Origin of the sequence: Neobacillus sp. NPDC097160 (genome assembly GCF_044762155.1) — a bacterium.
GTDB lineage: Bacteria > Bacillota > Bacilli > Bacillales > Cytobacillaceae > Neobacillus.
On the sequence record NZ_JBIWDU010000020.1, the window covers coordinates 28,379 to 43,356 of the forward strand.

Sequence of the window (14,978 nt, forward strand, 5' to 3'; positions counted from 1 at the left end):
CGCCTAGGGGCTCGGGGTCATAAGCCAATCCGTCAAAAAGGTTAAAGAGCAACCTTTTCGCCGGCTCGTCTTATGCCTGTCGCCCCTGAGCAATGCGCTTGCGCTTATCTTTTTTTTGTCCAAGCCGGAATATGTCTTTTGACAATTGAATATAGTAGCAGTGGAATGTTATATACCTGATTTGTTCATGAAACTGCTCATGCGGGATCGGGATTTTCTAAGGGGGAGCTAGGAATGGAAATATTAAAAGTTTCAGCAAAATCTAATCCTAATTCTGTGGCTGGTGCACTCGCCGGAGTTCTGCGTGAAAGAGGTGCAGCGGAAATACAGGCTATTGGTGCGGGTGCATTGAATCAAGCCGTTAAGGCAGTAGCGATTGCAAGAGGATTTGTGGCACCTAGCGGAGTTGATTTGATCTGTATCCCTGCGTTTACCGATATTTTAATTGACGGAGAAGAACGCACAGCAATTAAGTTAATCGTAGAACCACGTTGAAAGAGATAGATTATTTTCACGTGGCAAAACAAAAAGATGTCTCATTTGACCCTCTTGGTACATTTTACAAGTGGGTTTTTTTGTTGTAGAAATTCAACAAAGTCTGCACCAGTTTCTTTCCAATCATAAGGATTGGTTTCATAGTTATTTATAAAAATATTATTCTGATATATAAGGAAAAGTTTTAATGAGATAAAAATGGATCTATTGAAAAATAGTAAAATAACGTGTAAATGTATGTTTAATACGATATTTTATCTGATTATTCCAACATGGCAATAGGCAATTTTTAAATAATAAAAAAATATTCATATTTTAGACAATATTTCGTGCCAAAGGGTTGCAATTTTTGGTGCATAGGTCTAGAATTGTAAGCGTTTAGTACATATCCTTGATTCTATTTTTTTAGTCTTTAAAGCAATAAAAAAGGGCTAATATCTAGTGATTTACTTGGGTAAGTGCTACACTAATAAATGATTTAATCTACTTATTTTTTACATATCCAAAGGGGTGTAAGTAAATGATCAATCAACTTTCGTGGAAAGTTGGCGGACAACAAGGGGAAGGTATTGAAAGTACTGGGGAAATCTTTGCAATCGCACTGAATCGCCTAGGATATTACTTGTATGGTTATCGTCACTTTTCATCTCGTATCAAAGGTGGACATACAAATAATAAGATTAGGGTAAGTACATCAGAAGTGCGCTCTATTTCTGACGACCTTGATATCCTTGTAGCATTTGACCAAGAAACGATCGATGTAAACTACAAAGAGCTTCACAGCAAAGGGGTAATTCTTGCAGATGCAAAATTTACTCCAAAGAAACCGGAAGATACGCAAAGCTCAATGTATGCGGTTCCTTTTACTGAAATTGCGACAGAGTTAGGGACTTCCTTAATGAAAAACATGGTGGCAATCGGTGCAACTTCGGCTGTCCTAGATTTGGATATTCATGTTTTTGAGGAAGTAGTTCGTGAGATTTTCGGCAAAAAGGGCGACAAGGTTGTTGCCAAAAACATGGATGCGATCAAAGCTGGCTTTGATTATATGAAGGAAAAAATGGATGAAAATGTACCGACGATGGTGCTTGAAAAAGCAGATGGAAAACATCGGATGTATATGATCGGAAATGATGCGATTGCATTAGGTGCACTTGCAGCCGGGTGCCGGTTCATGGCTGCCTATCCAATCACACCAGCTTCTGATATCATGGAGTATTTGATTAAGAAGCTTCCTGCAGTTGGTGGCACGGTAATCCAAACAGAAGATGAAATTGCCGCTTGTACGATGACAATTGGAGCAAGTTATGGCGGTGTACGTGCCATTACAGCTTCATCCGGCCCAGGATTATCACTAAAAATGGAAGCAATTGGACTAGCAGGTATTACTGAAACTCCTCTTGTCATCGTTGACACCCAGCGTGGAGGTCCATCAACAGGGCTGCCAACAAAACAAGAACAATCAGATTTAATGGCGATGATTTATGGTACACATGGAGAGATTCCAAAAATCGTTATGGCTCCAAGTACTGTACAAGAAGCTTTCTATGATACAGCTGAAGCTTTCAACCTTGCGGAAGAGTATCAATGTCCAGTTATCGTATTATCCGATCTACAATTATCTTTAGGAAAACAAACAGTAGAACCACTTGATGTTTCTAAAGTAGAAATTAGACGCGGTAAGCTTGTAACTGAAGAACTTCCTGAGATTGAAAATAAAGGTTATTTCAAACGTTACGAAGTTACAGAAGATGGTATTTCACCACGTACAATTCCAGGAATGAAAAATGGTATCCACCATGTTACTGGGGTAGAGCACGCTGAAACAGGTAAACCTTCAGAATCTGCAACTAACCGGATTGCACAAATGGATAAACGCTTCCGAAAGGTTGAAAATATCCGTTTTAATACACCAGTATATAAAAATGCTCCACATGAGGATGCAGATCTGTTGATTGTTGGATTTAACTCTACTCGTGGTGCGATTGAAGAAGCAATGGTACGTTTAGAGAAGGACGGCTTGAAAGTAAATCACGCCCAAATTCGTTTAATCCATCCATTCCCAACTGATGAAGTTCTTCCACTTGTCCGCTCTGCGAAAAAAGTGATTGTTGTAGAAAACAATGCGACTGGACAATTGGCAAATATTATGAAAATGAATGTAGGACATGCTGAAAAAATCACTAAATATGTTAAATATGATGGTAATCCATTCCTACCACACGAAGTTCATTCAAAATGTAAGGAGTTGTTCTAAATGGCCACTTTTAAAGATTTTCGAAATGATGTTAAACCGAACTGGTGCCCCGGCTGTGGCGACTTCTCCGTACAAGCAGCAATGCAGCGTGCGGCAGCAAATGTGGGCCTACAACCAGAAAATTTAGCAGTTATTTCAGGGATTGGCTGTTCAGGACGTATCTCTGGTTATATTAATTCTTACGGATTCCATGGAATTCATGGCCGTTCCCTGCCGATTGCTCAAGGTGTTAAAATGGCCAATCGCGATTTAACGGTTATTGCATCCGGTGGTGACGGTGACGGATATGCGATTGGGATGGGGCATACTGTTCATGCCATTCGTCGTAATGTGGACATTACTTATATCGTTATGGATAACCAAATTTATGGATTAACTAAAGGACAGACATCACCACGTTCTGCAGTTGGTTTTAAGACAAAATCCACTCCGATGGGGTCAATTGAACAATCTATTTCCCCAATGGAACTAGCTTTGACAGTTGGAGCAACATTTGTTGCACAAAGCTTTTCAACTGATTTAAAAGACCTAACAGCATTAATCGAAGCTGGTATTAGGCATAAAGGTTTCTCTTTAATCAATGTATTCAGCCCATGTGTAACGTACAATAAAGTCAACACATATGACTGGTTCAAAGAAAATCTTACAAAGCTACATGATGTTGAGGGATATGATCCATCAAATCGTGAAATGGCAATGCAAACATTAATGAAACATAATGGTTTGGTTACTGGACTTATTTACCAAAACACTGAACGTCCTTCATACCAGGAATTACTTACTGGATATTCTGAAGAACCATTAGTTGATGCAGATCTAAACCTTGATCAAGCACATTTTGATAAATTAGTTGCAGAGTTTATGTAACCAATTAAACTGAAACTCCCGTGGAATACATTTCTGCGGGAGTTTTTTTATTGAATTTAGTGTGAAGTACATCACATATATATTTTGTGTTATTCTATACAATTATCCTGATATTTATTTGATCAAATTAATTTGCAAAAGGCATTTGAACAGGCGTGTTTACAGGGATTTCTATTGTTTTCATTTAAGGAAACCTTTATACTATAATAATGTGCAGATCACATGTGTGGTGCACAGGTAAAAAATAACAGTAAGAAATCTAATAGACGTTAAAGTGATTTTTATAAGAAAGGGGATTTTGGATAAATGAATGAAAAACAGCGATTAGAAGGTCAGCAAGTAGAAACTGCTAATTCTTCGGACAAAAAATCCGCCAAGGATTACAGCAAATACTTTGAACAAGTCATAACCGCACCTTCATTAAAAGAAGCAAAAAAACGTGGTAAAGAAGAAGTAAAGTATCACAATGACTTTGCTATTCCCGAAGAATTCCGTGGTATGGGTAATGGCCGCAAGTTTTATATCCGAACCTACGGCTGCCAAATGAATGAACATGATACAGAAGTAATGGCTGGAATCTTTTTAGCATTAGGGTATGAGCCAACAGACAATACCGAGGATGCAAACGTCATTCTATTGAATACATGTGCAATTCGTGAGAATGCTGAAAATAAAGTATTTGGTGAACTTGGTCACTTAAAATCTTTAAAATTGGAAAAACCGGATTTACTTCTAGGTGTTTGCGGATGTATGTCCCAGGAAGAATCTGTCGTTAATAAAATTTTAAAAACCTACCAGCAGGTCGACATGATTTTTGGTACCCATAATATTCACCGCTTACCTAATATTTTGAATGAAGCATACATGTCAAAAGAAATGGTTGTTGAAGTATGGTCAAAGGAAGGCGATGTCATTGAAAACCTTCCAAAAGTACGCCGTGGTAAAATTAAAGCGTGGGTCAATATTATGTACGGCTGTGATAAGTTCTGTACGTACTGTATAGTACCTTTTACTCGTGGTAAGGAGCGGAGCCGCCGTCCTGAGGAAATCATCCAGGAAGTACGTCATTTAGCGGCACAAGGCTATCAGGAAGTCACTTTGCTTGGTCAAAACGTAAATGCTTATGGTAAAGACCTAGAGGGTGTTAACTACGGCCTTGGAGAGCTTATGGACGAACTACGTAAAATTGATATACCAAGGATTCGTTTTACCACAAGCCACCCGCGTGACTTCGATGATCGCCTGATTGAAGTGCTTGCTAAGGGCGGCAACTTAATGGATCATATCCATTTACCAGTTCAATCAGGGTCAACAGATGTGTTGAAAATTATGGCTCGTAAATATTCAAGAGAACAGTATTTAGAGCTTGTTAGAAAAATAAAAGCAGCTATTCCAAACGTTGCATTGACAACAGATATTATCGTTGGTTATCCGAACGAGACGGACGAACAATTTGAAGAAACTATGTCCCTCTATCGTGAAGTCGGTTATGAATTGGCTTATACATTTATTTACTCACCAAGGGAAGGGACTCCAGCTGCAAAAATGGAGGATAATGTTCCGATGGAGGTGAAGAAAGCACGTCTACAGCGCTTAAATGCTCTTGTGAATGAGCTTTCTTTAGAAGCAATGAAAAAGTACAAAGGTCAAATAGTTGACGTCCTCGTCGAAGGGGAAAGCAAAAATAATCCTGACGTCCTTGCAGGCTACACTTCGAGGAGCAAGCTTGTAAACTTTGCTGCTCCAAAGTCAGCGATTGGTAAAATTGTCAAAGTAAAAATTACAGAAGCAAAAACATGGTCATTAAACGGAGAAATGGTGGAAGAATTAGAACCAGCAGAGGTGAAGTAATGTGGCGAAGTATACAAAAGACGATATCGTCGCTCGGGCAACAAATTTAGCACGGATGATTGCAGAAACAGAGGAAGTTGACTTCTTCAAGCGGGCAGAAGCACATATTCATGAAAATCAAAAGGTGAAGACGTTAATTTCTGATATTAAAGGGTTGCAAAAGCAGGCAGTTAACCTGCAGCACTATGGAAAACCGGAAGCATTAAAAAAGGTGGAAGACAAAATCACTTCTATCGAACAAGAATTGGATGAAATACCTGTTGTCCAGGATTTCAAGCAGTCACAAATAGAAGTTAATGAACTGCTGCAGCTTATTGCTTCAACTATTTCTAATACAGTTACCGATGAAATCATTACTGCAACGGGCGGCGACGTATTAATGGGTGAAACAGGAGCAAGCATGAAAAATGGCGGCGGGGCTTGCGATGGCCACGACGACTGTGATCATGAGCATTAAAAATGTGAGCCAGGCTTCTAACGAAGTCTGGTTTTTTTTTCAAATTCGACTCTCGATAATATTCCTCGAAAAAAGCTGCACGGAGTAAGCTTCATTTTAAAGTACAGGCAAGAAAGGCACACACCTATAAATCCCGCATAAAATGAACTATGACTAAACTTTTATCCAGTATTCACAAAAATATATATCACACTAGTCTACAAATTAGCATACGATGAAATGAAAATGAATGAGGAGGGTTCGCGCGAAATGGGAGAATATAGAGAGATAATTACGAAGGCCGTAGTAGCGAAAGGACGTAAATTCACCCAGTCCAATCATACGATTAGCCCGGCGCACAGTCCAACAAGTATTCTTGGCTGTTGGATCATCAACCATAAATACAACGCGAAAAAAGTCGGCAAGACCGTAGAAATACATGGCTCATATGACATCAACGTTTGGTACTCATTTAATGATAATACCAAAACAGAAGTGGTAACTGAACGTGTCCAATATACCGATGTCATCAAGTTAAAGTATCGTGACCATGACAGCCTCGATGACAATGAAATTTGTGCTCGAGTGCTGCAACAGCCTAACTGCTGTGAAGCTGTCATTTCCCCTAACGGAAACCGAATTATCGTCCATGTCGAAAGGGAATTCCTTGTAGAGGTGATTGGCGAGACTAAGGTTTGTGTTCGTGTCAGCTCAGAAGGCTGCGAGGACAATGATGATGATTGGGGATTGGATGTAGACGACGAAGAATTCGAAGAACTAAATCCGGATTTCTTGGTCGGCTCTGAAGAGGAATAAAAACACTAGGAAGGTAATACTTCCTAGTTTTTTTCATTTTTATAAAAAAAATCCAGGATATTATTCCTGGCTTTTTCCCCATTCTAACTGTAAAAGTGATAATACGTATGTATCATGAAATTGCTCATTTTGATGGATGTAGCCGCGAAGTAGACCCTCTTTGGTAAAACCCAGTTTCATAAGCAAATTTATGGATGCCTCATTTTCAGGGTAGACCACGGCCCCAACTCGATATAAGTCCAATTGGTCAAAACTAAAACGCAGCACTTCTTTAATCGCCTCTGTGGCGTAGCCTGTTCTCCAAAATGAAGGATGGAGTTCATACCCGATTTCGGCACGTTTATTTTTCAGATGTAATGCATTAAGACCAACTGTTCCGATGATTCTTTGATTTTCCTTTAGCTTGATCCCCCAACGGATCCCCCGATTTTCCAGAAAGTTCTTGTGAATCATGTCAATTAATCTGGATGCTTCCACCTGTAAAGTAAACCGGTTGGTTCCGTAAAACTGGGTTACTTCCTCTAAGGATAAAATCTCGTATAAAGGATCTACATGTTGATGGGTTATTTCAATTAATTTTAATCTTTTCGTTTCTAAAATGGGAAAAGTCATGATAACTCCTTTCTATGTACGTTAAAATGGCATTAAAATTTTGGAATACTGAATATTTCCTTACTTATCAGTGTATATTGGCAGAAAAGAAAATTCCATTATAAAATTACGTTTTTGTATGTTAGAATGCAGAAAAAATACCTTTTACTGCTGATCGCACTTGTCGTAATGCAGAAGGTCTAATAGATTAGAAGGTGTGTTCATGAAAATTGATACGTATATAAATTTAATAGAAAAAGAATTATTACCGCAAATACACTTATCCACTAACAGCCCATTTGACCCGATTATTGTAAACAATCGGTCAAAATCCTGGATAACAATCGGGAGCGGCAATTATGCGGGGGTCTTTTCCCACGATTCCCATCCGGAGAGGGTTGTTAAAGTGTATGGCAGGAGCCCTGAGGAGCTTAAGAAGGAAGTCGAAGTCTATAAAACGTTAGGGAATCATGGATCTTATTCCACACTCATTGAGTACGGGGAAACATATTTAGTGTTAAAAAAACTAAAGGGGGTTACTTTATTTGATGCTGTTGTGAACGGTATCCAAATACCAAGGTCTGTAATTGAGGATATCGATCAAGGGTTAGAATACGCCCGGTCTGTCGGTTTAAATCCCTACGATGTTCACGGCAAAAATGTAGTCATGTTTGAAGGCAGGGGGTATATCGTTGATGTCTCGGATTTTTATAAAGAGGGTTATTGCCGTAAGTGGGATGATCTGAAAAAAGCTTATAATAAGATTTATAAACCGTTTCTTTATAAATACCATCCAGCCATTCCATTTTTTCTTGTCGATTTGATTCGAAAAGGATATCGGCTCTATCGTCGATTGAAAAAGTAATAGGAAAATAAAGGATTTATTTATTGTTAATATTCAGATAATATAGAAGAGATAAAAAATTCATTTTTAAGAAGGGAGGGGTCGTTAGTGGATTTCCCTTTCTATATATTTGGAATTCATCCGCATTTGTTATTAGAGGCTTTAGCATACTTTATCGGTTTTCGAGTGTATCTATACACACGAAATAAAGAAAGAATTTCTATAGATAAAGCACTTTGGGTCGTCGTTGGTGCGACATTAGGTGCTGCCATGGGGTCAAAGATTCTTTATTGGTTCGAGAACCCAGTAAAGACACTAGAAAATCGGAATAATCTTATTTACCTAATCGAAGGAAAAACGATTGTAGGCGGGTTATTAGGCGGCTTAATTGGTGTGGAAACAGCAAAAAAATGCATTGGTTGGACGCGCTCAACTGGTGATGATTTTGTGCTCCCATTCGCAGTCGGAATGATGATTGGAAGAATCGGCTGCTTTTTAACCGGTTTAGATGATCATACATACGGTGTGGCTACCACTTGGATTACAGGTATAGATTTTGGAGAGGGAATGAAGCGGCATCCAACACAACTATATGAAATATTCTTCCTGCTCGTTCTTATTATTGTCCTATATCAATTTAAAAGGAAACAGATTGGCTGGGAAGGACTATTGTTTCAATTATTCATGCTTAGCTATTTACTGTTTCGCTTTATTATTGATTTTATTAAACCAACACCCCACCCTTATTGGATCCTCAACAATATTCAACTTGCTAGTTTACTAGGCATAATGTATTACCTATGGCTGATTAATAAAAACCAAACTGAAAAGAGGAGAGAAGTCCATGCCTAATCGCCCCTATTTATTTTACGAATTAACCAACAGCATTTGTTCCACCTGTTTACGAAAATAGAAGCAAAGATCATTATCGAAAACGAAAAGGTATACTTGGTGAAGCGTTGCATGGAGCATGGGAGAGAAAAAGTCTTGATTTCAACGGATGTAGAGTACTATAAATGGTGCCGAGAATTTATCAAGCCTTCGGAAATTCCCTACCGCTGGAATACGCCGATTAAGTATGGCTGCCCCTATGATTGCGGCCTTTGTCCCGATCATGAGCAGCATAGCTGTTTGACACTTTTGGAAATTACCGAGAGATGTAATTTGAAATGCCCGATTTGCTATGCAGAATCATCCCCCCAAAAGGGAAGCTTTCGCAGCCTAGAAAAAATAGAATTTATGCTTGATAATATCATTAAAAATGAACGCCATGCAGATATCGTTCAAATTAGCGGCGGGGAGCCGACGATTCATCCGCAGTTTTTTGACATCCTTGATATGGCAAAATCCAGGCCGATTCGGCATATAATGGTGAATACCAATGGACTTAGAATTGCAAATGACAAAGAATTCGTGAAGCGACTCGCCGCCTATTCTCCAGGATTTGAAATCTATCTTCAATTTGATAGTTTTGAAAAAGAAGCACTCGAAGAATTAAGAGGTGTTGACCTAAGAGAAATTAGACAGAAAGCGATCGAGAATTTAAATGAGTACAATATTTCGACTACCCTCGTTGTAACCTTGAAAAAAGGATTAAATGACCATGAAGTAGGAAAAATCATTCAATATGGCCTGAAGCAGAAATGTGTAAGAGGTGTAACCTTCCAGCCCATTCAGGCTGCAGGGAGACTAGAAGAATTTGATCCATCGATAAATCGCTTAACGCTAAGTGAAGTGAGACAAATGATTATTGATCAATCCAATGTTTTTGGGTCAAAGGATATCATTCCTGTCCCATGCCACCCGGATTGCCTGGCGATGGGGTATGCCTTAAAGCAAGGCGGTGAAGTGATACCATTAACAGGCTTAATTGACCTGCGCCCAAAAAGGGGGAGAGTTAGTTGAATCCAAACAATGGGAAAAATAAAGACGGGTCATTAAAAGACCTGTGGATTGGGATTGGAATCAGCCTTGGGATATACCTGCTGGGAGTATTAATATTACTCGTGTTTTCCTCGATATTCTTTGCCTATTTGTGTATTGCTGTCATAGGACTGATTGTGATTCCAGTGGTAAGTTTTACAAAGGGCAAGAAACGGTTAGGGCAAGGAGCATTAATTGGGATAGGGTTAAATATATTGTTATTTACCGCCTGTTTTGGAATCATCATTTCCGGACTGGGTGGATGAATGGGAGGGAATAGTAATGGATGATCGTCAATTTCGTAATGCAATGGGCAAATTTGCAACAGGGGTAACAGTGGTGGCAGCTGAAGTGGATGGCAGCGTTCATGGTATGACGGCAAATGCCTTCATGTCGGTTTCGCTCAATCCTAAACTGGTGGTAGTTTCAATTGCTGAAAAAGCACAAATGCTGGAAAAAATAAAACAAAGCGGGACATTTTCAGTAAATATACTTGCTGCCAACCAGCAGGACCTGTCGATGATTTTTGCCGGACAGGTGAAGAATAACAAAGAAGTGGTGTTTGATCATTTAGATGGAGTCCCAGTAGTGCCAAATGCCTTGGCGCAAATTTCCTGTATGGTCTCGGCGACACATGAGGAGGGCGATCATACACTTTTTATTGGCAAGGTAACAGGCATTCAAGTGAATGATTCTGAACCGCTGATTTATTATAGTGGAAAATATCGATCGTTGGCAGAGGACTAATGGAAAAATCAAGACTGTTAGATAGTTTTTTATGGTTTTTTAATTGAGATTTTACAAAAGATATCAGATGCTAAAGATTAGTAGTAAAATTTTACTTGAATTAAAATAATAGAAAAATGCGCTGAAATATTCAGCGCATTTATTTGTGTTTTCGCGATATAATGGTTTTTATTTTAAAAATAAAAAATATTTAGAATATATTGACAAGTAAAATATAGGTATGTAGAATTACAGTTAGTAAAAGAAAGCGCTTTTTTTACCGAAAATGGATGTAAAATTGGAAGTGGATGCCAAATTAAAATTTTAGTAGGTTTCTAACTGAAATTTTAGACTGTTGTTTTTGGGGGCCAACAAAAGCGACAGAATCGGACCAGCATTATGTTCTTATGGAAGCGAATTCATTCTTTCTTTCCCACTTTCACTGTTTTGTATCAATTATTGAATAAAGGGAGGTTTATTCATTGGCAGTAAAAACTATCAGCAGAAATTTCCTCAAGTTTTTAGTTGTTATTCTTGCATTCCAGGATGTAGCCGCAGGGGTAGCTGGGTCAATAATGGCGGACATTATTGCGGCATTTCCACAATATGACCCCACAATCGTAATGTTAGTTGCAACCTTTCCAGGCTTAATTCAAATTTTTCCAGCACTCTTTTACGGCAAGCTTACTAAAATGTTCAAGAAGCGAACGCTCTTGTTTATCGGCTTAAGCCTATTCATGATCGGTGGAGTACTCCCTACGTTTATTGATAGTTTACCACTGATTATTGTCATGAGGGGTATTTTAGGGCTTGGTGTTGGGATTACAATGCCATTATCGGTGGACGTTATTACCGATTTCTTTGAAGGAAGAGAAAGGGATTTCTTAATCGGATTTGGAACTTCTACTATCGCATGTATTGGAGCGATATTCTTTCAATTAGTTGGTGGAATTTTAGCGGATTCTTTTGGCTGGCACTATGGTTTCTTAACTTACCTATTCCCAATCTGGATTCTTGCGATTACCATTCTTTATCTTCCGGAGCCTGAAAAGAAACAACACGCTGCTGCATCCGGCACCGAAGGCCAACAAAAAGTTAAATTACCGAAAGCTATCTATTGGGTATGCTTAGGACAGGTAATCTATTCAGGTTTGATTTTTGGCTATGTAACGAATATTTCCGTTGTGATCCAAGCGGATAAATTAGGAAATGCCACCGAGGCTGGTATGGCAATCTCAGTTTTTACTTTTGGCACACTGATTGCAGGGTTTTTATTCGGAAAAATAAAACACAGACTTCCAAACTATTACTTGCCGATTGCTGTTTTAGGAACGGGATTAGGGATGGCCTTTTGTTACTTCTCACCAAGTCTAATGATGATTTTTGTTGGAAGTATTATTGGCGGTTTTGCAATGGGAATTGGAATTCCAGGGGTATTTACCAAAGTGTCTGAACTAACTCCTGTTGGTGCATCGGCAGTAGGACTAGTCGTTGTAGGTCAAGGTCTAGGAGGTATCTTGGGGCCTTTTGGATTCCAGCTTGTCCAAACCATTTTTAAACAAGATATTGGTAGATTCCCATTAGCCGTAAGTGCAGTTGGATTAATTATTTTGGCACTCATTTGGGCACTGACGGTAAGGGCACCGAAAAGGGATTTAGAGATCACTGTAGGTCAATGACAAAAAATGAAGCTAAAATGATGAAATTGATTTTTCGTCACTTTAGCTTTTTAAATTTTATCCTGTGAAAAAAATTGAATGGGAGGCGAAGTCTTGTGAGTGAAGCAAAGCGATTACGAAATAAAGTAGCCATTGTGACTGGCAGCACATCCGGAATCGGGGAAGCAACGGCAAAATTATTCGCTGCTGAAGGGGCAAAAGTGGTAGTAGTAGGCAGAAGAAGTGAAAACGGAGAAAAGGTAGTGGATTCGATCCATAGTCAAGGCGGAGAGGCTATTTTTGTTCAAACAGATATGACTAGAGAAGAACAAATCATTAATTTGGTCAATGTCACTTTAGAAACATATGGTCAAATAGATATTTTGGTAAACAATGCGGGACGGATCATTGAAAAACCTTTCGTTGAATTGACCAATAGCGACTGGGGAGAATTTGTCACACTTGATGCCTATTCCTACTTCCGTGCCATGCAGCTTGTGCTGCCGTATATGGAAAGTCGAAAATCCGGAAATATCGTAAACGTAACCTCCTTAGCGGCAATAAGTGTTTTGCCGACACATGCCCTCTATAGTTTCGTAAAAGCAGGCATTACCCATATGTCAAAAGTGATAGCGGCAGAATATGCCGGGAAGGGCATTAGAGTCAATTGTTTACTTCCGGGAGTGGTTTATACGGAGATGATTGCTGACAATCCCAATACACCTCATATGGAAAAAATAATTCCAATGGGTAGAATGTCGACACCAGAAGAGCAAGCGAAAACGATTTTATTTATGGTATCAGATGATTCGGCCTATATGACAGGTACCTCTATCGTATCTGATGGCGGTGTCCGAGGAATTTGATGATCCATTAATAGGTGAGGGGGAGCTTACATGTTGTTAAAGGATAAAGTAGCTATTATTACCGGCGGTGCCAAGGGTATGGGAGAAGCAACTGGTAAAAAATTTGCCGAAGAGGGTGCCACAGTGATTATTGCTGATCTTGATTTTGATTCAGCACAGATGGCTGTTGAACAAATTCAATCATCAGGCGGACGGGCAAGGGCATACAATCGGGTGGATGTGACGGATTCTGCAACGATTAAGGCAACAGTTAATCAGACAATTGCAGAATTTGGCAAGGTTGATATTTTAGTCAATTGTGCGGGCGGAACGTTCGGGTCAAATGGAAGCAGTGAAAATATTAATATGAATGATTGGGATAGAACGATAAATTTAAACCTAAATGGAACGCTTTATCCGATTATGGAAGTTTTGCCCTATATGAAAGAACAGAAGTCTGGGAAAATCGTAAACTTTTCCTCCATGGGAGCGTTCAATGCCTATACGGTTGTGCTCCATTATCATGCCGCCAAAGGAGCTGTAGAAAGCCTCACCCATAATCTTGCCTTTGAACTTGCACCACAAGGAATTCACGTTAATGTTATTTCGCCTGGGCCGATCATGACACCTTTCTGGGACGAACTCATGCCGCAGGGTCCTGAAAGAGATCAATTTACTGCTGCCCTCGCAAAAAAGGAAGTGCCGCTGCAAAGGATGGGGACGCCCGAGGATATTGCAGGAGTGTGTTTATTTTTATCAACAGGGTTATCCGATTATGTAACTGGACAGAAAATCAATGTAGGAGGCGGCATGGGGAATATCATTTCTCATAATTCTACATTTCTATCATCAGAGGAAAATGGCAAAGTAAATAAATAGAAAGGGGGAGCTGGTTTGAGAAGATTAGAAGGGAAAGTCGCCATCATCACAGGTGCAGGAAATGGGCAAGGAGCATTCGAGGCAAAGTTATTTGCGAAAGAGGGTGCATCTGTTGTTGTGACAGATATTGATTTTGAAAGTGCCTCCCAAATTGTTAGGGACATTGAAAATAATCATGGGAAAGCCATTGCAGTTCACCATGATATTTCTTCGGAATTAGATTGGATTAAGGTGGTAGAAAAGACAATCGAGACCTTTGGTAAAATTGATATTCTTGTAAATAATGCCGGAATACATATGGAATCGGCAATGTCAGAGATTACTTTAGCAGAATGGAGTAAGATGATTGAAATAAACTTAACGGGGACTTTCATTGGTATGCAAACTATAATCCCCTCTATGAAGAAAAATGGCGGCGGTTCTATTGTAAATATTGCTTCAATTGCAGCCCTCCGAGGTGGCAGCTTTGCTCACTATAGTGCTGCTAAGGGAGGAGTCCGTTCACTGTCGAAAACGGCGGCTATTGAATATGCTCGAGATAATATTCGCGTAAATAGTGTCTATCCAGGGCTAATTATGACAGCACTCGTAACAGAAGCACTTGAGAATGAAGTAACCCGTAAGAACTTAATGGAGCAGCTTCCACTCCAAAGATTTGGAAAAGTAGAAGATGTCGGATATGGTGTACTTTATTTGGCTTCGGACGAATCTTCTTTTGTAACGGGGGCAGAATTAGTGATTGATGGCGGTACCATGGCAGGAGCCAGACTTACTGAATAGAGGGGGAGCA

The 14,978-nt window shown here is 39.4% G+C and carries 16 protein-coding genes and 1 pseudogene; 16 read left to right on the plus strand and 1 reads right to left on the minus strand.

Annotation, left to right across the window (positions count from 1 at the left end):
• Positions 1-234: 234 nt before the first annotated feature.
• The 6 genes from spoVS to ACIQXV_RS24100 all read left to right on the plus strand — a co-directional run bounded on the left by spoVS (position 235) and on the right by ACIQXV_RS24100 (position 6,722).
• Positions 235-495, plus strand: coding sequence for a stage V sporulation protein SpoVS (spoVS, locus tag ACIQXV_RS24075; RefSeq protein ID WP_003211281.1), 261 nt, complete (start codon positions 235-237; stop codon positions 493-495).
• A gap of 520 nt (positions 496-1,015) precedes the next feature.
• Positions 1,016-2,752: a 2-oxoacid:acceptor oxidoreductase subunit alpha gene (locus ACIQXV_RS24080; protein WP_402963040.1), complete on the plus strand. Its 1,737-nt coding sequence runs from the start codon at positions 1,016-1,018 to the stop codon at positions 2,750-2,752.
• Complete coding sequence (locus ACIQXV_RS24085) at positions 2,753-3,619, plus strand: 2-oxoacid:ferredoxin oxidoreductase subunit beta (RefSeq protein ID WP_402963043.1); 867 nt, start codon at positions 2,753-2,755, stop codon at positions 3,617-3,619.
• A 306-nt stretch (positions 3,620-3,925) separates the two neighbouring features.
• A complete protein-coding gene (gene miaB, locus ACIQXV_RS24090; protein WP_402963045.1) occupies positions 3,926-5,470 on the plus strand; it encodes a tRNA (N6-isopentenyl adenosine(37)-C2)-methylthiotransferase MiaB in 1,545 nt (514 codons plus the stop codon).
• A gap of 1 nt (position 5,471) precedes the next feature.
• Positions 5,472-5,927: a YlbF/YmcA family competence regulator gene (locus ACIQXV_RS24095; RefSeq protein ID WP_402963048.1), complete on the plus strand. Its 456-nt coding sequence runs from the start codon at positions 5,472-5,474 to the stop codon at positions 5,925-5,927.
• Positions 5,928-6,176: 249 nt separating this feature from the next.
• Positions 6,177-6,722: an outer spore coat protein CotE gene (locus ACIQXV_RS24100; protein ID WP_402963051.1), complete on the plus strand. Its 546-nt coding sequence runs from the start codon at positions 6,177-6,179 to the stop codon at positions 6,720-6,722.
• Between the two features lie 60 nt (positions 6,723-6,782).
• On the opposite strand, the gene ACIQXV_RS24105 is transcribed toward ACIQXV_RS24100, so the two are convergent.
• A complete protein-coding gene (locus ACIQXV_RS24105) occupies positions 6,783-7,334 on the minus strand; it encodes a GNAT family N-acetyltransferase (RefSeq protein WP_402963053.1) in 552 nt (183 codons plus the stop codon).
• A gap of 202 nt (positions 7,335-7,536) precedes the next feature.
• Between ACIQXV_RS24105 and ACIQXV_RS24110 the strand changes: the two genes are divergently transcribed.
• The 10 genes and pseudogenes from ACIQXV_RS24110 (at position 7,537) to ACIQXV_RS24150 (ending at position 14,968) form a co-directional block, all read left to right on the plus strand.
• On the plus strand, positions 7,537-8,178 hold the full coding sequence (locus tag ACIQXV_RS24110; RefSeq protein ID WP_402963056.1) for a protein kinase family protein: 642 nt from the start codon (positions 7,537-7,539) through the stop codon (positions 8,176-8,178).
• A gap of 87 nt (positions 8,179-8,265) precedes the next feature.
• A complete protein-coding gene (locus tag ACIQXV_RS24115; RefSeq protein ID WP_402963059.1) occupies positions 8,266-9,009 on the plus strand; it encodes a prolipoprotein diacylglyceryl transferase in 744 nt (247 codons plus the stop codon).
• Positions 9,010-9,045: 36 nt separating this feature from the next.
• Positions 9,046-9,111 (plus strand): annotated as a pseudogene (locus ACIQXV_RS29805) (hypothetical protein); the annotation flags it as partial.
• 9 nt (positions 9,112-9,120) lie between these two features.
• Positions 9,121-10,062: a radical SAM protein gene (locus ACIQXV_RS24120; RefSeq protein ID WP_402963061.1), complete on the plus strand. Its 942-nt coding sequence runs from the start codon at positions 9,121-9,123 to the stop codon at positions 10,060-10,062.
• Positions 10,059-10,346 carry a hypothetical protein gene (locus ACIQXV_RS24125; RefSeq protein ID WP_402963064.1) on the plus strand — a complete coding sequence of 96 codons (288 nt, stop codon included), beginning with the start codon at positions 10,059-10,061 and terminating at the stop codon, positions 10,344-10,346. The genes ACIQXV_RS24120 and ACIQXV_RS24125 overlap by 4 nt, the downstream gene beginning before the upstream one ends.
• A 16-nt stretch (positions 10,347-10,362) precedes the next feature.
• On the plus strand, positions 10,363-10,827 hold the full coding sequence (locus tag ACIQXV_RS24130) for a flavin reductase family protein (RefSeq protein WP_402963067.1): 465 nt from the start codon (positions 10,363-10,365) through the stop codon (positions 10,825-10,827).
• 461 nt (positions 10,828-11,288) lie between these two features.
• A complete protein-coding gene (locus ACIQXV_RS24135) occupies positions 11,289-12,485 on the plus strand; it encodes an MFS transporter (protein WP_402963070.1) in 1,197 nt (398 codons plus the stop codon).
• A 95-nt stretch (positions 12,486-12,580) separates the two neighbouring features.
• Positions 12,581-13,330 (plus strand): SDR family NAD(P)-dependent oxidoreductase, encoded by a 750-nt coding sequence (locus ACIQXV_RS24140; protein ID WP_402963072.1) that lies wholly within the window; start codon positions 12,581-12,583, stop codon positions 13,328-13,330.
• 30 nt (positions 13,331-13,360) lie between these two features.
• Positions 13,361-14,188 (plus strand): SDR family NAD(P)-dependent oxidoreductase, encoded by an 828-nt coding sequence (locus tag ACIQXV_RS24145; protein WP_402963075.1) that lies wholly within the window; start codon positions 13,361-13,363, stop codon positions 14,186-14,188.
• A gap of 15 nt (positions 14,189-14,203) precedes the next feature.
• Complete coding sequence (locus ACIQXV_RS24150; RefSeq protein ID WP_402963078.1) at positions 14,204-14,968, plus strand: SDR family NAD(P)-dependent oxidoreductase; 765 nt, start codon at positions 14,204-14,206, stop codon at positions 14,966-14,968.
• Positions 14,969-14,978 lie beyond the last annotated feature (10 nt).

Bases quoted from the DNA above. Each gene is read 5' to 3' on its own strand.
- spoVS (WP_003211281.1), top strand. From the start codon at position 235: ATGGAAATATTAAAAGTTTCAGCAAAATCTAATCCTAATTCTGTGGCT.
- ACIQXV_RS24080 (WP_402963040.1), top strand. From the start codon at position 1,016: ATGATCAATCAACTTTCGTGGAAAGTTGGCGGACAACAAGGGGAAGGT.
- ACIQXV_RS24085 (WP_402963043.1), top strand. From the start codon at position 2,753: ATGGCCACTTTTAAAGATTTTCGAAATGATGTTAAACCGAACTGGTGC.
- miaB (WP_402963045.1), top strand. From the start codon at position 3,926: ATGAATGAAAAACAGCGATTAGAAGGTCAGCAAGTAGAAACTGCTAAT.
- ACIQXV_RS24100 (WP_402963051.1), top strand. From the start codon at position 6,177: ATGGGAGAATATAGAGAGATAATTACGAAGGCCGTAGTAGCGAAAGGA.
- ACIQXV_RS24105 (WP_402963053.1), bottom strand. From the start codon at position 7,334: ATGACTTTTCCCATTTTAGAAACGAAAAGATTAAAATTAATTGAAATA.
- ACIQXV_RS24110 (WP_402963056.1), top strand. From the start codon at position 7,537: ATGAAAATTGATACGTATATAAATTTAATAGAAAAAGAATTATTACCG.
- ACIQXV_RS24120 (WP_402963061.1), top strand. From the start codon at position 9,121: ATGGAGCATGGGAGAGAAAAAGTCTTGATTTCAACGGATGTAGAGTAC.
- ACIQXV_RS24130 (WP_402963067.1), top strand. From the start codon at position 10,363: ATGGATGATCGTCAATTTCGTAATGCAATGGGCAAATTTGCAACAGGG.
- ACIQXV_RS24145 (WP_402963075.1), top strand. From the start codon at position 13,361: ATGTTGTTAAAGGATAAAGTAGCTATTATTACCGGCGGTGCCAAGGGT.